Consider the following 20,891-nt stretch of genomic DNA (forward strand, 5'->3'; position numbering starts at 1 on the left):
AATGGCTTTAGTAAAAACTAAAACATTATTAGATGATGCTCATGCTGGAAAATATGGAGTTGGAGCTTTTAATGTTGCTAATATGGAAATGATAATAGGTGCAATTAGGGCAGCGGAGGAACTTGATACACCAATAATATTACAAATAGCAGAAGTACGTTTAAATTATTCTCCTTTGGAGTTAATAGGACCGATGATGGTTGCAGCAGCTAAAAATGCTAAGGTTCCAGTTGCTGTTCATTTGGATCATGGTTTAACATTAGAAACTATAAAAAAAGCTTTAGATCTTGGTTTTTCATCAGTTATGATAGATGGATCAAAGTTACCATTGGAAGAAAATATAGAATTAACTAAGAAAGTTGTAAAAATGGCTAAAGAATATGATGCTGATGTAGAAGCTGAGATAGGTGTAGTTGGCGGAAGTGAAGATGGCACAGAAAAAAATGAAATTAAATATACAGATTTAGATGAAGCGTTAAGATTAGCGGAGGAAACAGGTATAGAAGCTATGGCAGTTGCAATTGGAAATGCTCATGGAGTTTATAAAAAAGAGCCAAAACTAAATTTTGAAATTTTAAAAAAAATACATGAATCATTAAAAGAAACAAGATTAGTTTTACATGGAGGAAGCGGAATATCACAAGAAGATTTTAGAAAAACAATAAAAAATGGAATAACTAAATTAAACGTTGCTACAGCTACATTTTTATCAGTTTATGATCAAGTTGAAAATCAAATTGATAAAATTAACAATTACTTTGAATTGAGTGAAACAGAGGTTCAAGGAGCTTATAAAAACGTAAAAAAACATATAAAAATATTTAAAACAGCAAAAATTAATAGAAACTAACGAAAAAAATCAGAGAGGTTTTCACCATTTTATGGGCATAAACTTCTCTTTTTTTATATTATTCATTTTATAAATGTGTACTTTCAAAACATATATAGTTAAAGCTGGCTATTTTAATCTAAAATAATAAAAAAAATTTGACAAATTTTGTAAAATGTAATATACTCAAAACATGATAATGAATTAACCAAAAATAAACAAAAAGTATTTTAAAACTTTATAAGGAGGACTTAAAAGGAAATGAAGAAAGTTAAGTTTGGAATAGTGGGATTAGGAAGATTAGGAATTAAACATGCAGAAAACATAGCTTTTTCTATTCCAGAAGCTGAATTAGTTGCAGTTTGTGGGTTAGATGATATTGTTCTTGAAAAAGTTAAAAAAGAATGGGGAGTAAAATATACATATAAGAATTATGATGAGATGATTTCTAATGATGAGTTAGATGCTGTATTTGTATCATCACCATCAGGATTACATTGTGAGCAAATTGAAAAAGCTCTAAAAGCAGGAAAACATGTTTTTTCAGAAAAACCATTAGGTACTACTGTTGAAGAATGTAAAGTAGCTGAAAAAGCAGTTGAAAAATATGGAAAAGATTTAATATTTATGCTTGGATTTATGAGAAGATTTGATCCATCTTATAAATATGCCAAAGAAATGGTAAAAGCAGGTAAAATAGGAAAACCTTTTATGTTTAGATCTTATAGCCAAGACCCAGAATCATGTATTGAAGGGGCAATAGCTTATGCAGGACATTCAGGAGGAGAATTTTTAGATATGTCTGTTCATGATATTGATTTAGCAAGATGGTTTATGGAAGATGAACCTATGCAAGTTTGGGCAATAGGTGGATGTTATAAACATCAAGAATTTGGACAATATAACGATGGAGATAATGTATCAGCACTTATGAAATTTAAAAATGGAGGTATGGGATTTTTATTTGCAGGAAGAACAGCACCTCATGGATATAATGTGGAAAGTGAAATTATAGGGACAGAAGGGATTTTAAGAATAGGAAGTGTTCCTCAAAAAAATCTAGTTGAAATATTAGATAATAGTGGAGTTAGAAAAGAATGTTCTCAGGATTTCTTAGAAAGATTCAAAGAATCTTATGTTAATGAATTAAAGGAATTTGTAGATTGCGTAATAAATAATAGAAAACCAGAAGTAACTGTTTATGATGGTACTAATTGTACAAAGATAGCTTATGCTTGTAAAGAATCATTTGAAACAGGAAAATTAATAGATATAGAATAGAAAATTAGAGTCTTAAACATTTTAGGAGGAGCAAAAATGATTAAATATCAACCAAATAATACATTGGTAAGTGGATTTAATACAGTAACAAAAGAAGAAGACCATACACAAAATATGTTAATGGATTTCGATATATATAAAGGGGAAAAAGGAGAAAAATTAGAGATATATAGTTCAACTAAGGAAATAGCAGTAATTTTATTTCAAGGAAAAATAAAATTTTATTGGAATGAAGAAGAGTGTGAAGCTCAAAGAGAGAATGTTTTTGATTTTGGACCTTATGTATTACATGTTTGTAAGAATAAAAAAATTGTAGTTGAATTCTTTGAAGAAACAGAAATAGGAATCCAAAAAACAACTAATGAAAAAGAGTTTGAATCAAAATTATATACTCCTAAAGATTGTGTTGATAATATTTTTGGAAAAGAAGGTATGGATGGAACAGCTAGAAGATTAGTAAGAGATGTATTTAAATATGAAAATGCACCTTATTCTAATATGGTTATGGGAGAAGTCATAACTTATCCTGGAAAATGGTCAAGTTATCCACCTCATTCACATCCACAACCAGAAGTATATTTTTATAAATTTACAAAGCCACAAGGATTTGGAGCAGGATTTGTAGGAGAAGATGTTTTTAAAATAAAAAATAATTCTTCCTTATTAATAGAAGGTGGATTAACACATCCTCAAACTTCTGCACCAGGCTACGGGATGTATTATTGTTGGATGATAAGACATCTAGAAAATAATCCTTGGACGAAAAGGGTTGATGATGAGGCTCATACTTGGTTATTAGATCCTAATGCTAAGATATGGCCAAATAAATAAATATATATGTTACTTCTTGGGCGAGTGTAACATAAAATAAGGAGGGGTTGTTTTGTTTACAGTAATTTCGTTTTTATTTTTCACATTGTTAGTAGCTTTTTTATCGTATCGTATTTGTAAGGGTGAGGATACACAAACAAATGATGGATATTTTTTAGGAGGACGTGATTTAACAGGTATTTTCATAGCAGGATCTTTGATGTTAACAAATTTATCATCAGAACAAATAATAGGACAAAATGGAGTATCTTATTCAAGTTCTATGGTTATAATTGCTTATGAAATAGGGGCAGCTGTTACATTGGTTCTATTTGCACTTATATTTTTACCAAAATATTTAAGAGCAGGTATTACAACAGTTCCGGATTTTTTAGAAGAACGTTTTGATCATAGTTTTAGACAAATAATATCAGTAGTGTTTGTTGTAAGTTATGTTTTAACTTATTTACCAACAGTTCTTTATAGTGGTGCAATAGTATTTAATCAATTATTCAACATTCAAGAAATAACAGGATTAAATTATTTTGCAACAATAGCTTTAATAGTAGCGGTAATAGCAATAGTTGGGGCAATATATGCTGTAAAAGGTGGATTGAAGGCAGTAGCTGTATCGGATACTTTAAACGGAGTAGGTTTATTAATAGGTGGATTATTGATACCAGTTTTAGCTTTATTGAAATTAGGACATGGAAATATTGCAGCAGGTGTTTCTCAATTATTTATAAATCATCCAGAAAAATTAAATACAATAGGAGATAGACATTCAGCTGTACCATTTGCAGTAATTTTTACAGGAATGTTATTTAATAACTTATATTACTGGTGTACAAATCAAATGATTATTCAAAGAACTTTTGCAGCTAAAAACTTAAAAGAAGGACAAAAAGGGGTTTTATATGCAGGATGCTTGAAATTATTAGGACCATTTATATTAGTATTTCCAGGAGTAATAGCATTTCATTTAATTCCAGGATTATCAAATGGAGATTTAGCTTATCCAGCTTTAGTAGGATTAGTTTTACCAAAACCATTAATAGGATTCTTTGCAGCGGTTTTATTTGGAGCAATATTAAGTTCATTTAACTCTGCTCTTAATAGTACTTCAACAATATTTGCTTTAAATCTTTATAAACCAAGATTAGAAGCTAAAGGTGAAGATGCTAGTGATGAGAAAGTAATTACTATGGGTAAAAGAGTTGGTATAACTTTAACAATATTATCTATTTGTGTAGCTCCTTTCATAATGTACTTCAAAGGTGGATTATATGGATTCTTACAAGAAATGAACGGATTCTATTCAGCACCATTATTTGCAGTAGTTTTAGTAGGATTCTTTACAAAGAGAGCAACAGCTAAATCAGCAAAGGCAGCAATGCTAGTTCATATGGTTTTCTATGGATTATATGAAATTATAAAACCAGATATAAATTTCTTACATATACTTGGAATAATGCTTCCAATAGAAATTTTAGTAATGGTATGGATGACTAAGAAAAATCCTAGACCAGAACCATACACATTTAAAAGAAAAGAAGCTCCAGTTGAAATGACTCCTTGGAAATATAGATATCACTTATCAGCTTTAATTTGTATAGTGTTTGTTCTATATTATGTAATGTTCTCGAGAATAGGATTATTACATTATTAATAAAATTTAAGTTAGATTATTAATTATGAATATTAAGGAGATGATTTGAAATGTCGGATAAATTAACAAAAGATGATTTTAAAGGAATTAATATGATGGGAAAAATAGCTATGTTTTGGTTAGTTTTAGAATTAGTGTTATTAGGATTAGGTGGATAGAAATACTGTAATTATATATTAAGGGCATATTATATATGCCCTTATAAAAAAATTGTATAGCGAGGAAGAATATGGAAAGAGTAAAATTAACAATGGCACAGGCCTTAGTAAAATTTTTAGATAACCAATATATTGAGGTTGATGGAGTTGAAAATAAATTTGTAGAGGGGATATTTACAATATTTGGTCACGGAAATGTTTTAGGATTAGGAGAAGCGTTAAAATATACAGAACATTCTTTGAGAGTTCATCAAGGTAGAAATGAACAAGGAATGGGACTTGCAGCAATGGGATTTGCAAAACAAAGCAATAGACAAAAAATATATGCTTGTACTTCTTCAGTAGGACCAGGGGCAATGAATATGGTTACTGCAGCAGCAACTGCAACAGCAAATAGAATACCAGTTCTATTTTTACCAGGAGATACGTATGCTTGTAGACAACCAGATCCAGTTTTACAACAATTAGAGCAATTTCATGATTTGTCTATAACAGTAAATGATGCATTTAAACCAGTTTCAAAATATTGGGATAAAATTTATAGACCAGAACAACTTATGACAGCAATGATAAATGCAATGAGGGTATTAACAAGTCCTCGTGATACAGGAGCAGTTACAATTGCTTTACCTCAAGATGTTCAAGGGGAAGTTTATGAATATCCAGTTGAATTTTTTAAAAAAAGAGTTCATACAATAGCGAGAACATTACCAGCAGACACATTAATAGAGAAAGCTGTTAAGTTAATAAAAAGCAAAAAAAATCCAATGTTAGTTTGTGGTGGTGGAGTTAGATATTCAGGAGCGGGAGAAATATTTAAGAAATTTTGTGAAAAATTTAATATTCCTTTTGGGGAAACACAAGCAGGAAAAAGTACAATAACTCATGATAATGATTATAATTTAGGTGGAATGGGAACTACAGGAAATTTAGCAGCAAATTTAATAGCTCAAAAAGCTGATTTAATTATAGGAGTAGGAACGAGATATACAGATTTTACAACTGCTTCAAAATGGTTATTTAAAAATAAAGAAGTAGAATTTTTAAATATAAATATAGGGGAATTTGATGCAGAAAAAATGGATGGATTAGCGTTGATAGGAGATGCAAAACAAACATTAGAAAAATTAATAGAAAAATTAGATTCTTATAAAAGTAACTATAAAGATGAAATAAAAGATGCTAAAAATGCTTGGGAAAAAGAATTAGAAAGATTATATAAAACTAATTATTTTGAAGAAGGATATGAAGAAGAAATCAAAGGTCATTTACCACATGTTTTAAAAGAATTTGGAGAATTAACAGGTTCTTATTTAACACAAACAAGAGTATTAGGACTTTTAAATAAAAAAATAGCTAAAGATTCAGTAATAGTTGGAGCATCAGGAAGTTTGCCAGGAGACTTACAAAGAGTGTGGAAAGCTTCTGTTCCAGAAACATATCATGTAGAATATGGATTTTCTTGTATGGGATATGAAGTTAATGCTGCTTTAGGTGCAAAACTTGCTGTAGGTGATAAGAGAGAAGTTTATACAATGGTTGGGGATGGAGCATATATGATGTTACATTCAGAATTACCAACTTCAATACAGGAGAAAAAGAAAATTAATATTATCTTGTTTGATAATATGGCTTTTGGATGTATTAATAATCTTCAAATGGGTCATGGAATGGAAAGTTTTGGAACAGAAATGAGATATAGAGATTATACAACAGATACAATGACTGGAGAATTAGTGAAAATGGATTTTGCTAAGAATGCAGCAGGGTACGGATGTAAAACTTATACTGTAAAAACAGAAGAAGAATTATTGGCAGCCTTAGAAGATTCTAAAAAACAAGAAGTTTCTACATTAATAGATATAAAAGTTTTACCAAAAACAATGACAGATGGATATGAAGCTTTCTGGAGAGTTGGTAATGCTCAAGTATCTAATAGAAAAGAAGTTGAAAATGCAACAAGAAATTTAGAAAAAGAATTAAAGAAAACAAGAGATTATTAAAATAACATAAAAGTAGGGGGAATTAAGATGAATTTAAATAAAGCTAATATAAAATTAGGGATAGCTCCAATAGCTTGGACAAATGATGATTTACCAGAATTAGGAAAAGAAAATACTTTTGAACAATGTGTTTCAGAAATGGCTTTAGCTGGATTTACAGGAAGTGAGGTAGGAAATAAATATCCTAAAGATACTAATATTTTAAAAGAAAAATTACAAATCAGAGGAGTTGAAATTTGTAATGCTTGGTTTAGTACTTTCTTTGCAGCAGGAAAAGAAGAAGAAACAATTGAAGAATTTAAAAAACATAGAGATTTTTTACATGAAATGGGAGCAAAAGTAATAGGATGTTCAGAGCAAACATATAGTATTCAAGGGTTAGATAAAGCTATATTTGAAGAAAAACCTTGTTTTACTAAAGAAGAATGGAATAGAGTTTTTGAAGGATATAATAAACTAGCTAAATTAGCAGCTGAAAAAGGAATGAAAGTATCTCTTCATCATCATATGGGAACAGGAGTTCAAACTCCAGAAGAAGTTAAAATATTTATGGAAGGAACAAATGAAGATGTATACTTATTATTTGATTCAGGACATATTTATTATTCAGAAGGATCTCAAGAAGCTACTGAAAAATTATTAAAAGATTATATTGAGAGAATAGCTCATATACATTTAAAAGATGTTAGAGATGAAGTGGTAGAAGAAATAAAATCTAAAAAAGGTTCTTTTTTAGAAGGAGTAAAGAAAGGAACATTTACAGTTCCAGGAGATGGAAATATAAACTTTGAACCATTATTTAAAATTATTGGAGATGCAGATTATAAAGGATGGATGGTAGTTGAAGCGGAGCAAGATCCAGCTTTAGCTAATCCATTTGAATATGCACTAAAGGCTAGAAAATTTATATCAGAAAAAACAGGATTATAATATAAAGTTATATAAGGAGATGGAGATATGTTAAATTTAGGAGTTATCGGATTAGGAAGAATAGGAAAAGTTCATATAGAAAGTATTACTACTCGTGTTAGAGGAGCTAAAGTTAAAGCTGTTGCTGAACCTTTTCTTAATGATGAAGGAAGAGAATTTGCAAAAAAACATGGAATAGAAAATGTATATACAGATTATAAAGAAATATTAAAGGATAAAGAAATAGATGCTGTTGTAATATGTTCTTCGACAAATACTCATGCAAATATTTCGAAAGAAGCAGCTCTTGCAGGGAAACATGTTTTCTGTGAAAAGCCTATAGATCATGATTTAGAAAAAATAAAAGAAGTTATTAAGACAGTAGAAGAAACTAAAGTTAAGTATCAAGTTGGTTTTAATAGAAGATTTGATCATAATTTTAGAGCTATAAAAGATGCAGTATTAGCAGGTAAAGTAGGAGAACCTCAAATTATAAAAGTTACTTCAAGAGATCCTGAAGCTCCACCAGTAGAATATGTAAAAGTTTCAGGAGGAATATTTTTAGATATGACAATTCATGATTTTGATATGATGAGATTTTTATCAGGAAGTGAAGTAGAAGAAGTTTACGCAGTAGGGGGAGCTCTTATAAATAAAGAAATAGGAGAAGCTGGAGATATAGATACAGCTATAATAACTTTAAATTTTGCTAGTGGAGCAATGGGAGTTATTGATAACTCAAGAGAAGCAGCCTATGGTTATGATCAAAGAGCTGAAGTTTTTGGTTCAAAAGGAGCAATTGAAACTAAGAATGATTCTAATTCTACAGCAGTTATTTCTACTAAGGATGGGGTAACAGGAGAAAAACCATTATATTTCTTTTTAGAAAGATATATGGCTTCATTCTCTCAAGAAATGCAAGAATTTGTTGATGCTATAATTAATGATACTGAAACACCTGTAACAGTAATGGATGGATTGAAACCAGTATTAATAGGAATTGCAGCTAAAAAATCTTTAGTTGAAAAAAGACCTGTTAAAATTAGTGAAATAATGTAAATAAATTTTAAATAAAAGAGGTAAAGAAAATGATAAAATTTGACCAAACAAAACCACTTGATATTATACCTATTGGTAGAGCAACAATAGATTTAAATCCCACAGATGTTCATAAACCATTGAACGAAAGTTCAAATTTTAATAAATATGTTGGAGGATCACCAGCAAATATAGCTGTAGGTCTTGCAAGATTAGGTAAAAAAGTAGGATTTATAGGAAAAGTTTCTGATGATCAATTTGGAACTTATGTTATTGATTATTTTAAAAATGATGGAATAGATACTAATCATATATATAGAGCTAAAAATGGAGAAAATTTAGGATTAACTTTTACAGAAATAAAAAGTCCAACTGAAAGTTCTATTCTTATGTATAGAAATAACGTTGCTGATTTAGAATTAGATCCATCAGAAATAGATGAAGAATATATAAAAAGTGCGAAGGGAATTGTTATTTCAGGAACTGCACTAGCAAAAAGTCCTTCAAGAGAAGCTTGTTTTAAAGCTATAACTTTTGCAAAGAAACATGGAACAAAAGTTATATTTGATATTGACTATAGAGAATATACTTGGAAATCAAAAGATGAAATTTCAATTTATTATTCATTAGTAGGAAAACAAAGTGATATAGTTATTGGTTCAGAAGAAGAATTTGAATTAATGGAATATGTTATGAATCCTGATGATAAGACAGATAAGGCAGTAGCTAAGAGATGGTTTGATTATGGAAATGAAATAGTAGTAATTAAACATGGGAAAGAAGGGTCTGAAGCTTTTGTGAAAGAAGATAATACTAGTTATAAAATTAAACCATTCCCAGTTAAGCTATTAAAATCATTTGGTGGTGGAGATGCTTATGGATCAGCTTTAATTTATGGATTATTAGAAGGATGGGAAGTTATAGATGCTTTAGAATTTGGAAGTGCTTCTGCTGCTATGCTTGTAGCAAGTCATAGTTGTTCAGCTGATATGCCTTCAGTTGATGCTATCAAAGAATTTATAAGAAAAGAAAAAGAAGAATATGGAGAAATGATAGCAAGATATTAAGTTAGCGTGTAATTGTGTTTTACTCGATATATTACCTTGAATAGAAAAATACCCTATAATATTATAGGGTATTTTCTATTTGTTTTATTTTTGTTTTTTCATTTCAACAACTGTTGTAATTATAGCAAAAGATACTGCTAACATTCCAGTTATTCTTAAAACTTCACTAAAATACATAAAAACTCCTTTATATAAAAAATTTATTTTTAAAATTATCAGTCAGTATTTTATTATATAATTAAAAAAAAATAAAGAAAAAAATATTTTTTTTAGTATTTTATAATAAAAATAAAGAAAAGTGAAAAAAGTGTTTTTAAAATATACATATAATGAAAAAGAATATAGAATGTATGATATAATATTTTATATAAAAATAACTAAATATTTTGGAGAAAATATGGATAAATATAATGAAATCTTTAATAAATTAAAAGAAAAAGAATTTAATATAACTTCTAGAGAGTTAAAGAATTTAAATTCTTTAGGAATAAGTACAATACAAGAACTATTATATTATTTTCCTAGGGCCTATGATGATAGAACTAATATTAAAAAAATTGGAGAATTAAAAGGGGATGAATATGTAGTTTTAAAAGTTAAATTTTTAACAGTAACAACTCCTTTTTTACCATCTAGAATGAAAATGACAAAAGCAAGGGCAACAGATGGTACAGGAATAATGGATGTTGTTTGGTTTAGAATGCCATATTTAGCTAAAACTTTAAAAATAGGAGAAGATTATATAATTATAGGAAATGTAAAAAGAGGGTATAATTTTCAAATGATAAATCCAGAATATAAAAAAATATCAAATCAAAAAACATTGGTCTCAGGTGAAATATTACCTATATATAGTTCCAAAAAGAATTTTTCTCAAAATAATCTTAGAAAAATTTTAAAAAAAGCATTGAAAAATTATAAAGATTATTTTCAAGAAAATATTCCTTCTGATATTTTACAAAAATATAAAATATTAGATAGGAAAAAAGCTTTGGATACTATTCACTTTCCTAAAAATAAAAAATTATTAGAAGAAGCAAAGAGAAGATTTGCAATAGAAGAATTATTAGTTTTAGAACTAGGAATTTTAGAAAATAAATATAAAGAAGGCAATTTAAAAAAGAGAAAATATAGTATTAGCGAAAAAAAAGAACTAGTTAAAGAATATTTAAAAAATCTGAATTTTAAACTAACCAATGCCCAAAAAAAAGTGATAACAGAGATATATAAAGAACTAAATAGTGGATATTCAATAAATAGGTTAATTCAAGGAGATGTTGGAAGTGGAAAAACCATAGTATCTATAATTTTATTGTTATATATAATTGAAAATGGATATCAAGGGGTTATAATGGCTCCAACAGAAATTTTAGCAGTTCAACATTTTTTATCAGTTAAAGATGATTTTAGAGATATTGGAATAGAAGTAGAGTTACTTACAGGAAGTGTTAAAGGAAAAAAAAGAGAGAAAATATTATCTAAGATAAAAGCTGAGGAAGTTTCTTTAGTTATAGGAACACATGCATTAATTGAAGACAATGTAGAATTTAAAAAGTTAGGATTAATAGTCATAGATGAACAGCATAGATTTGGAGTTGTTCAAAGAAAAAGATTAAGAGATAAAGGAATATTATCTAATTTATTAGTAATGAGTGCAACACCAATTCCAAGATCTTTAGCCCTAAGTATATATGGAGATTTGGATGTATCTGTAATAGACGAACTACCTCCAGGAAGGCAACCTATAAAAACTAAATGGATAAATAATGATGGAGATTTAGAGAAGGCCTATAGCTTTATTAGGAAAAAATTAGTTCAAGGAAGGCAAGCTTATTTTGTAGTGCCTTTAATAGAGGATAGCGATAAAATATCAGCTAAATCAGTGGAAGAATATAAAGTGGAAATTGAAAATAGATTTTCGAATTTTTCAATAGGAATTTTACATGGAAAAATGAAAAATGATGATAAGTATAATGTGATGAAGAAATTTAAGAATAGAGAAATAGATATATTATTATCAACAACAGTTGTAGAGGTAGGAATAAATGTTCCTAATGCAACAATAATTTCTATTATAAATTCAGAAAGATTTGGATTATCTTCTTTACATCAATTAAGAGGAAGAGTTGGAAGAGGGGAATATCAATCTTATTGTTTTTTGATTTCTAGAACAGAAAATGATAATTCTAAAGCGAGAATGAAAATAATGGAAAAAACAAATGATGGCTTTGAAATTGCAGAAGAAGATTTGAGAATTAGAAAATCTGGAGAAATATTTGGGATAAAACAATCAGGTTTAAGTGATTTAAAATTTATAGATATTACTCAAGATGTAAAAACTATAAAACAAGTTAAAGAAATTTGTGAAAACTATTTAGAGTTAACCCAAGGAAAGATTGAAAATCCTTATTTAAAAAAGGATATAGAAGAAAAATTTGTATAATCTTTTAATCTTTTGAGCTTTAAAAAAATATATGATTATGATAGAATATAACGTATGATAAAAAAAATAAAGAGGAGAAAAATAAATGAGATTTAGTAAATATTATGTGAAAACTCTTAAAGAAAATCCAAAAGAGGCAGAAATAGAAAGTCATAAACTTTTGCTTAGAGCTGGAATGATAAAAAAATTAGCAAGTGGAGTATATTCTTATTTACCTTTAGGATATAAAACTCTTAGAAAAGTAGAAAATATAGTAAGAGAAGAGATGGAGAAAGCTGGAGCATTAGAATTACATATGCCCGTATTACAACCTGCAGAATTATGGAAAGAATCAGGAAGATGGGATGTAATGGGTGAAGAAATGATGAGACTTAAGGATAGACATATGAGAGATTTTGTTTTAGGTCCAACCCATGAAGAAGTAATAACAGATATTATTAGAAATGATATTTTTTCTTATAAAGCTTTACCAGTAAATTTGTATCAAATCCAAACTAAATTTAGAGATGAAAGAAGACCTAGATTTGGACTTATGAGAGGAAGAGAATTTCTTATGAAAGATGGATATTCTTTTTCAACAAATAAAGAAGGTTTAGATATTGAATTTGAAAATATGAAAAAAGCTTATTCTAATATTTTTAAAAGATGTGGTTTAGACTTTAGAATTGTTGATGCTGATTCAGGAGCAATAGGTGGAAGTGGATCTAATGAATTTCATGTAATTGCTAACTCAGGAGAAGATGAATTAATATTCTGTGATAATTGCCACTATGGAGCAAATGTTGAAAAAGCAACAAATACAATAATTGATCAAATAAAAGAAGAACCTAAAGAAATAAAATTAGTGGATACTCCTAATGTTGGAACAATAGAGGAAGTGTGTGGATTTTTAAATGCTGATGTTAAACAAAGTGTGAAATCATTAGTATATAAAGATTTAGGAACAGATAAACTTTATGTAGTTCTTATTAGAGGAGATTTTGAAGCAAATGAAGTTAAAGTGAAAAACGCAATAGGAGCTATTGAAATAGCTATGGCAACAGATGAAGATATAAAAGAGGCTGGATTATTTAAAGGGTATATCGGGCCTTATAAATTAAAAGAAATTAATGAACATATAACAATCATAGCTGATGATTCTATAGTAGGTATCCCTAATCAAATTATGGGAGGGAATAAAGAAAATACTCATTATATAAATATAAATTATGATAGAGATTATAAAGCAGATATGGTTTTAGACTTAAGAACAGTTAGAGAAGGAGATGTTTGTTCTATATGCGGCGAGCCATTAAGAGTTGCTAGAGGAATAGAATGTGGACATATATTTAAATTAGGTACAAAATATTCTGAAGCAATGAATGCTAAAGTTTTAGATGAAAATGGTAAAGAAGTTGTATTAGAAATGGGTTGTTATGGTATAGGGATAGGTAGAACTATGGCAGCAGCAATAGAACAAAATAATGATGAAAATGGGATTATTTGGTCTTCTAATATAGCTCCATTTGTTGTAGATGTTATAGTTGCTAATATAAAAAATGAAGCTCAATCTAAATTAGGTGACGAATTATATAATGCTTTACAAGAGAGTGGAATTGAGACTATTTATGACGATAGAAAAGAGAGAGCAGGATTTAAATTTAAAGATGCAGATTTGATAGGTTTCCCTTTTAAAGTAGTTTGTGGTAAAAAATCAGAAGAAGGAATTATAGAATTAAAAATTAGAAGGACTGGTGAAACAATAGAACTTCATAAAGATGAAGTGGTAAATGAAATAAAAGAATTAATGAAAAAATATTAGATTAAGATTAAAAAGAATTTCTTCAGTTTTAAACTGAAGAAATTTTTATTTGTTTAAAAATATAAAAAAGTGAAGGTATTTATTTAAATACCTTCACTAAATAATCTGTTTAATTAATTATTTATTGAAATATCTTTTAAGTAATCCAGCCATTCCTTTTCCATGTCTAGCTTCATCTTTAGCCATTTCATGAACAGTATCATGTATAGCATCAAGTCCTAATTTTTTAGCCCTTTTAGCTAATTCAAATTTACCAGAACAAGCACCAAATTCAGCTTCTACTCTTTTTGATAAATTAACTTCAGTAGATTCACTTACACATTCTCCTAAAAGTTCAGCAAACTTAGCAGCATGTTCAGCTTCTTCTAAAGCATATCTTTTATAAGCTTCAGCAATTTCAGGATAACCTTCTCTATCAGCTACTCTAGACATAGCAAGATACATACCAACTTCAGTACATTCTCCTTCGAAGTTAGCTCTTAATCCTTTAATAATTTCCTCATCTTTTGATTCCATACCTTCACCAATTTTATGTTCAGAAGCCCAAATTTTAGCTTCATTTTCATTAATTTCTTCCCATTTATCAGGTCCTACTTTACAAACTGGACATAATTCCATTCCTTCTTCAATAATTTCTCCGCATACTGTACATCTAAATCTTTTCATTTTGTTCCTCCCTAAATTATATAAAGTAATTTGTAATCGTTTCAAATCTGAAATAATTATAACAGAGGAAATATAGTTTGTCAAGAAAAATTATAAAGAATTAAGTTTTGAAACTACCTTAATTAATGCATCCAATGCATCTTTTGGTAATTTGTCTTTTCCTTCTTTGAAAGTTTCTCTAGATTTAATAAAGTCAACTCTATCATTCATTCTATTTTTAAGAGCAGTAACATAGTTTTCATCATTCATATTTGGAATAAATCCATCTATTTCAAAAATTTCAATATCTGAGAAAGGAGTCCAAGGTTTAAAATTAGCTTTATTTTCAACAATAGATTCCAAAATTCCTAAAGTATGTTTTGGTTCAACTTTTTTACCCATAAATTCACCTGTATTTAAAATATAACAATCAACATTTTTTTCTTCAACTAGTTTTTTAAATTTATTATAGTCATCAGCAAGAGCGTGAGTTCTAAAAGGGTTAGCATAAGGTTCTACAACAAGAGCGTTTGGATCAACTCCTTTAGCAAGTCTTTCAGCATTACTTCTTTTAGTTGCTAAGGTAGCTCCCATAACAGATGCTAGAGAAGCTCCATTTAATTTAATTACCGGTGGTAAAGTTGGATCTTTCATTAACCAAAAAATAGCATTAACAGGGTCTTCTATTTTATTAACTCTATTAGGAGACCATAATTTTGATTTTATAGCACGACCATTACCATTTCTAATATCTTCAGTAACTATGACTACTTTTCCATCTTCATTAAGTGTAGCAGAACAATTTTGAACAGTTAGTAGAAATTTGTTATCAGGACTTCCTGCAGGATAATCATTTGTTTTATCAAAATAAGATGGTTCTAATGCAATTGAAGAACAAGTATCTGTATTAATAATAAAAGCATCATCATGAAGTATAGTAACATCATATTTTCCATTATGTCTTGCATGTGTAATTGTAGATTTTCCAGTTCCAGATAATCCGAAAACAGAAGCTACAAATGTTTTTCCACTATTTAATGTATATTTTTTTTGTCCTCCGTGACAACAAACATATTTATGACGATTTGCAATAGCCCAAGCTAGAGTTAATGTTCCTTTTTTAAATTCTCCAAAATATTTCATTCCAAGAATAGCTCCGCAGTTGTTAGCAGGATCAAAATATGTTAAATATTCAGGATCAGCAGCTTCTACATATCTAGTTCCCTTCCATAAGGGATCAGAAAATATATAAATGTCTGGTTCGTTTGGAATAACTTTAGAATCTTTATATTTTTTTACATAATCTATAGAAAGATATTGGAAATTTAACATCCAAGAATACATTAAATTTTCTTGTCCTTCTGGAATTAAAAGATGTGCTTTAACCATAAATTCAGAATCAAGGCCTATATATGCTTCAGCATGATATAATTTTTGGAAACGAGTATAGTAAATGGCATTCATCAAAGATTTATCAAGTCTAGTATTATTAACATCAGGATCTCCAACAATTCTTCTAGCAGCAGCAAAACGACCAGTGATAGGTCCATCATTGAATAATAAAACTTTAGATTCTGGTTCTAATCCTAATTCTTCAGCTCTGTGAACAGGCATATCAGTTACAATAGTTCCAGGAGAATTTTTAGCTAATTTATAAGCTTCTTTTAAGGATGTTACTTTGGTAACATTATTCCCATAAAAAGCAGCTTCAACAATAGAACGAGTTCTAGCAAATCCAGGTTTTCCTTTTCCGATTTCTTCATTTTTGTAATATGTTTTTGTAGACATAAAATCACCTCTTTAAAATTATAGTAAATACTTTACTATATATTATTAGGGATAAATTATTAAAATCCTTTTTTTAAAATAAAAGTTTAAAATTATGGAATTAAAAAAAAATAAGAGGTATAATCATATTACAGTGAATAGGAGATAAAATATTTTTATATATGGATTAGGAGAGAGGATATGGAAAAATTATTTTTAGGAATTGATGTAGGTTCTACAACGATTAAGATTGTTTGTATTAATTCTCAAAAAGAAGTATTATATTCTATTTATGAAAGACATTTTTCAGATGTTAGAAATAAATTAAAAAATCTTTTGGAAAATATGATTGAAATATTAGAACTTAATTTTGAGAATAAAATGTTGTTTAAAATTAATATAACAGGTTCAGCAGGAATAGGTATAGCTAAGGGGTTGGATTTATCCTTTGTTCAAGAAGTTATTTCTTGTATAAAATCAATAGAAACATTGATTCCTGAAACAGATGTAGCAATTGAATTAGGAGGAGAAGATGCAAAAATTACTTTTTTGAAAAATGAAACTGATCAAAGAATGAATGGAAGTTGTGCAGGAGGAACTGGAGCTTTTATAGATCAAATGGCGACTTTATTAAATACAGATGCTAAGGGATTAAATGAATTAGCTAAAGAGGGGGAAACTATTTATCCAATAGCTTCAAGATGTGGAGTTTTTGCAAAAACAGACATACAACCTCTTATAAATGAAGGAGTAAGACGAGAAGATATAGCTATATCTATTTTTCAAGCTGTAGTTAATCAAACTATAACGGGGTTAGCTTGTGGTAAAAAAATAGAAAAAAAAATAGCTCTTTTGGGAGGTCCTTTATATTTTTTAAGTGAGTTAAGAAAAAGATTTAAAGAGACTCTAAAGTTAAATGAAGAGGATTTAATTTTTCCTGAAGATTCTCAATTATTTGTTGCAAAGGGAGCATGTTTTCTTTCTCTAGAAGAAAATAAAAACTTTATTTCATTTGATGATTTTATAGAAAAAATCAAATTATTATCAAAAAATAATTTAAGTGAGTCTTCATCATTAAGACCTTTGTTTTTAGATAAGAAAGAACAAGAAATATTTTATAAAAAACATAATTTTGAAAAAGTTGAAAAAATTGATATAGATAATTATAGTGGAAATGCTTATTTAGGTATAGATGCAGGTTCAACCACAATAAAATTAATTCTTCTTTCAGAAAATTTAGAAATTTTATATTCATATTATTCTAATAATATGGGGAGTCCTATGGAAGCTCTCATTAAAGAAATGATTAAATTATACAAAAAAATAGGAAGCAAAATAATAATTAAGAGTTCGTGTGTAACTGGTTATGGAGAAAATTTGATTAAATCAGCTTTTAATATTGATTACGGAATAGTAGAAACGATGGCTCATTATAGAGGTGCTAAACATTTTTTACCTACAGTAGATTTTATATTAGATATAGGTGGACAAGATATGAAATGCTTGAAAATAAAAGATGGGGTAATAACTTCCATACTTTTAAATGAAGCTTGTTCATCGGGATGTGGATCTTTTTTAGAAACTTTTGCAAATTCTTTAAATATGAACATATTAGATTTTGCCAAGGTAGGTTTAAAATCAAAAAGTCCTTGTGATTTAGGAACAAGATGCACAGTATTTATGAACTCTAAAGTAAAGCAAGCTCAAAAAGAGGGAGCTAAAATTGAAGATATATCAGCAGGGTTATCTTACTCAGTTATAAAGAATACTCTATATAAAGTTATAAAAATGAAAGATAGTAGTGAACTTGGAGAAAATATAGTAGTTCAGGGGGGAACTTTTTTAAATAATTGTGTACTTAGAGCTTTTGAAATTATTTCTAACAAAAATGTCATAAGACCTAATATAGCAGGTTTAATGGGAGCTTTTGGATGTGCCGTGATAGCTAAAGAGAAATCTTTAGAAGAAAATAAAGTTATTTCAAATATATTAAATTTAAATGATTTAAATAAATTTTCATATAAAACTAATTTAACAAGATGTGGTGGGTGCGGTAATAATTGCTTATTAACTATTCACAACTTTAAAACAGGAGGAAAATTTATATCAGGAAATAGGTGTGATAATTTTTTAGGGAAAATGAAAAAAGAATCTAAGTATAATATGGTAGATTATAAATACAATAGATTATTTGATTATAAACCTTTAAACAGTTCACAAGCTTTTAGAGGAGAAATAGGAATTCCTAGAGTTTTAAATATGTATGAGTCTTATCCTTTTTGGTTTACATTTTTTAATGAATTAGGATTTAGGGTTATTATTTCAGATGATTCATCTAAAAAATTATATAATAAAGGCATTGGAACGATATCTTCTGATTCAATATGTTACCCAGCTAAATTAGTACATGGGCATATTTTAAATTTAATAGATAAAGGAATAAAGAAAATATTCTATCCTTGTGTTGTTTATGAGGAAAAAGAATATTCAAAATCAGATAATAAATATAATTGTCCAATTGTAATATCTTATTCAGAAGTTATAAAAAATAATATGGATATATTGAAAGAAAAAAATATACAAGTAATTAATCCTTTTGTATCTATGGAAAATAAAAAAGTTATTTGTAAAATTTTAGAAAAAGAATTTTTTAATTATAGTATAACAAAGTATGAAATAAAAAAAGCAGTTGATCTTGCTTGGGAAGAAAGAAAAAATTATAAAAAAGATTTAATAAAGAAAACAAAGGAAGTTTTAGATTATTGTAAAGAAAAAGATAAAACAGGAATAGTGTTATGCGGAAGGCCCTATCATATAGATAAGGAAATTAACCATGGTATTCCTAATATAATAAGTTCTTTTGGTATTCCTATTTTAACAGGGGATATAATCTCTACCTTTTCTTCGCTAGACTCTGAACTAAGAGTTGTAGATCAATGGACATATCATTCAAGATTATATAGAGCAGCGAATTTTGTGGGAAAATATAAAAATTTACAATTAGTTGAATTTAATAGTTTTAGTTGTGGTATTGATTCAATAACAATAGATCAGGTATCAGAAATACTTAATAGGTATGGGAAAATTCATACTGTTTTAAAAATAGATGAGATAAGTAATATGGGTTCTATAAAGATAAGATTAAGAAGTTTATTAGCTGTTATTGAAGATAAAAAAAGAAATACTTTAAAAAAAATAAAACATATTAAAGAAAATAAAAAAAATGAATTTACAAAAGAATCAAAGAAAGAGTATACTATTTTAGCTCCTCAAATGTCACCTATACATTTTGATTTAATAAAAACAGCTTTTAATTCTAGTGGTTATAATCTAGAAATATTAAATGAAAGTAAAGAGGCTATTGAAGAAGGGTTGAAATATGTAAATAATGACGCTTGTTATCCAGCTATTTTAGTTATAGGAGAGTTAATATTAGCTCTTAAATCAAAAAAATATGATATTAAAAAAACTGCAGTTTTAATATCTCAAACAGGTGGGAGTTGTAGAGCAACAAATTATATAAGTTTATTAAAAAAAGCATTGAAAGATGCAGGTTTTGAATTTATTCCGGTTCTTTCTTTAAATAGTATTGGTTATGAAAAACATGAAGGTTTTAATATAAATATGATTTTGTTTCATAAATTAATTATGGCAGTTTCTTATGGAGATTTTTTAATGAATTTATTATATCAAATAAGACCGTATGAAAAAATTAAAGGAACTACTGATAAATTATATGAAGAATGTAGAAAAATAGTAAAAGAAAATATAGAAAGTGGAAGTATCATTAAATTTAAAAAAAATATTTATGAAATAATAGAAAAGTTTTTAGAGATAAAAATTATAGTAAAGAAAAAGATAAAAGTTGGGATAGTAGGTGAAATATTAGTTAAATTCAGTCCTTGTGCAAATAATTATTTAGTAGATACTTTAGAAAAAGAAGGATGCGAAGTTAAGGTTTATGGATTGATGAATTTTATTAATTATTGTTTATATAGTGATGGATTTTTAGAAGAAAAATTTAAAGGGAAATATTTTTCAATAAAATATAAGATACTTATTTATATTTTAAGACTATATACAAATATTATAGATAAGGCATTAGAAAAAAGCAAAGTTTTTAAAAGTGAAAATTTAATAGAAAAAATTGCAAAGAAAACTTCCAAATATATATCTATAGGAAATCAATCAGGGGAAGGGTGGTTTTTAACAGGAGAAATAATAGATTTTATAGAAGAAGGAGTAGATAATGTTATTTGTATTCAACCTTTTGGTTGTTTACCTAATCAAATAACAGGAAGAGGGATGATGAAAAAAATAAAAGAAGAATATCCTGAAGCTAATGTAGCTGCAATAGATTATGATCCATCTTATTCAGAGGTTAATCAAATAAACAGAATTAAATTGATGGTTTCGGTAGGACAAAAAAAATTAAATAAAGATAATTTATAAAAATATAATTTTGAAATTT

General features: G+C 27.8%; 13 protein-coding genes. 11 read left to right on the forward strand and 2 right to left on the reverse strand.

Annotated features, from left to right (window positions below; genetic code table 11):
• Position 1 precedes the first annotated feature (1 nt).
• The 10 genes from Q7K47_05820 (at position 2) to Q7K47_05865 (ending at position 14,008) form a co-directional block, all read left to right on the forward strand.
• The gene (locus Q7K47_05820; GenBank protein ID MDP0506738.1) at positions 2–850 is read left to right on the forward strand and encodes a class II fructose-bisphosphate aldolase; all 849 of its coding nucleotides are present in this window, start codon (positions 2–4) and stop codon (positions 848–850) included.
• A 240-nt stretch (positions 851–1,090) separates the two neighbouring features.
• Entirely contained in the window at positions 1,091–2,110 is a 1,020-nt protein-coding gene (gene iolG / locus Q7K47_05825) for an inositol 2-dehydrogenase (GenBank protein ID MDP0506739.1), read from the forward strand.
• 36 nt (positions 2,111–2,146) lie between these two features.
• The gene (locus Q7K47_05830; GenBank protein ID MDP0506740.1) at positions 2,147–2,941 is read left to right on the forward strand and encodes a 5-deoxy-glucuronate isomerase; all 795 of its coding nucleotides are present in this window, start codon (positions 2,147–2,149) and stop codon (positions 2,939–2,941) included.
• 52 nt (positions 2,942–2,993) lie between these two features.
• Positions 2,994–4,589: a solute:sodium symporter family transporter gene (locus Q7K47_05835; protein ID MDP0506741.1), complete on the forward strand. Its 1,596-nt coding sequence runs from the start codon at positions 2,994–2,996 to the stop codon at positions 4,587–4,589.
• A 229-nt stretch (positions 4,590–4,818) separates the two neighbouring features.
• Positions 4,819–6,750: a 3D-(3,5/4)-trihydroxycyclohexane-1,2-dione acylhydrolase (decyclizing) gene (gene iolD / locus Q7K47_05840; protein ID MDP0506742.1), complete on the forward strand. Its 1,932-nt coding sequence runs from the start codon at positions 4,819–4,821 to the stop codon at positions 6,748–6,750.
• Between the two features lie 27 nt (positions 6,751–6,777).
• A complete protein-coding gene (iolE, locus tag Q7K47_05845) occupies positions 6,778–7,680 on the forward strand; it encodes a myo-inosose-2 dehydratase (GenBank protein MDP0506743.1) in 903 nt (300 codons plus the stop codon).
• 27 nt (positions 7,681–7,707) lie between these two features.
• Positions 7,708–8,718, forward strand: coding sequence for an inositol 2-dehydrogenase (iolG, locus tag Q7K47_05850; GenBank protein MDP0506744.1), 1,011 nt, complete (start codon positions 7,708–7,710; stop codon positions 8,716–8,718).
• A 29-nt stretch (positions 8,719–8,747) separates the two neighbouring features.
• Complete coding sequence (iolC, locus tag Q7K47_05855) at positions 8,748–9,764, forward strand: 5-dehydro-2-deoxygluconokinase (GenBank protein ID MDP0506745.1); 1,017 nt, start codon at positions 8,748–8,750, stop codon at positions 9,762–9,764.
• Between the two features lie 397 nt (positions 9,765–10,161).
• Positions 10,162–12,207, forward strand: coding sequence for an ATP-dependent DNA helicase RecG (gene recG / locus Q7K47_05860; protein MDP0506746.1), 2,046 nt, complete (start codon positions 10,162–10,164; stop codon positions 12,205–12,207).
• A gap of 85 nt (positions 12,208–12,292) precedes the next feature.
• On the forward strand, positions 12,293–14,008 hold the full coding sequence (locus Q7K47_05865; GenBank protein ID MDP0506747.1) for a proline--tRNA ligase: 1,716 nt from the start codon (positions 12,293–12,295) through the stop codon (positions 14,006–14,008).
• A gap of 117 nt (positions 14,009–14,125) precedes the next feature.
• Here Q7K47_05865 and Q7K47_05870 read toward each other — a convergent pair whose 3' ends face one another.
• Together Q7K47_05870 and Q7K47_05875 are read right to left on the reverse strand one after the other, a co-directional pair.
• Complete coding sequence (locus tag Q7K47_05870) at positions 14,126–14,674, reverse strand: ferritin family protein (GenBank protein ID MDP0506748.1); 549 nt, start codon at positions 14,672–14,674, stop codon at positions 14,126–14,128.
• Positions 14,675–14,764: 90 nt separating this feature from the next.
• Positions 14,765–16,441, reverse strand: a complete 1,677-nt coding sequence (locus Q7K47_05875) for a phosphoenolpyruvate carboxykinase (ATP) (protein MDP0506749.1) — start codon at positions 16,439–16,441, stop codon at positions 14,765–14,767.
• A 180-nt stretch (positions 16,442–16,621) separates the two neighbouring features.
• On the opposite strand from Q7K47_05875, the gene Q7K47_05880 reads away from it, so the two are divergent.
• Positions 16,622–20,872, forward strand: a complete 4,251-nt coding sequence (locus Q7K47_05880; GenBank protein MDP0506750.1) for an acyl-CoA dehydratase activase-related protein — start codon at positions 16,622–16,624, stop codon at positions 20,870–20,872.
• The last annotated feature ends 19 nt before the right edge of the window (positions 20,873–20,891 follow it).

It is taken from the genome of Fusobacterium sp. JB019, from assembly GCA_030673965.1.
In the GTDB taxonomy this organism is placed as follows: domain Bacteria; phylum Fusobacteriota; class Fusobacteriia; order Fusobacteriales; family Fusobacteriaceae; genus Fusobacterium_B.

What these genes read in the sequence shown, in the direction of transcription:
- iolG (MDP0506739.1), top strand. Translation starts at nt 1,091, where the DNA reads ATGAAGAAAGTTAAGTTTGGAATAGTGGGATTAGGAAGATTAGGAATT.
- iolE (MDP0506743.1), top strand. Translation starts at nt 6,778, where the DNA reads ATGAATTTAAATAAAGCTAATATAAAATTAGGGATAGCTCCAATAGCT.
- iolC (MDP0506745.1), top strand. Translation starts at nt 8,748, where the DNA reads ATGATAAAATTTGACCAAACAAAACCACTTGATATTATACCTATTGGT.
- Q7K47_05820 (MDP0506738.1), top strand. Translation starts at nt 2, where the DNA reads ATGGCTTTAGTAAAAACTAAAACATTATTAGATGATGCTCATGCTGGA.
- Q7K47_05865 (MDP0506747.1), top strand. Translation starts at nt 12,293, where the DNA reads ATGAGATTTAGTAAATATTATGTGAAAACTCTTAAAGAAAATCCAAAA.
- Q7K47_05875 (MDP0506749.1), bottom strand. Translation starts at nt 16,441, where the DNA reads ATGTCTACAAAAACATATTACAAAAATGAAGAAATCGGAAAAGGAAAA.
- iolG (MDP0506744.1), top strand. Translation starts at nt 7,708, where the DNA reads ATGTTAAATTTAGGAGTTATCGGATTAGGAAGAATAGGAAAAGTTCAT.
- Q7K47_05870 (MDP0506748.1), bottom strand. Translation starts at nt 14,674, where the DNA reads ATGAAAAGATTTAGATGTACAGTATGCGGAGAAATTATTGAAGAAGGA.
- iolD (MDP0506742.1), top strand. Translation starts at nt 4,819, where the DNA reads ATGGAAAGAGTAAAATTAACAATGGCACAGGCCTTAGTAAAATTTTTA.
- Q7K47_05830 (MDP0506740.1), top strand. Translation starts at nt 2,147, where the DNA reads ATGATTAAATATCAACCAAATAATACATTGGTAAGTGGATTTAATACA.
- Q7K47_05880 (MDP0506750.1), top strand. Translation starts at nt 16,622, where the DNA reads ATGGAAAAATTATTTTTAGGAATTGATGTAGGTTCTACAACGATTAAG.
- recG (MDP0506746.1), top strand. Translation starts at nt 10,162, where the DNA reads ATGGATAAATATAATGAAATCTTTAATAAATTAAAAGAAAAAGAATTT.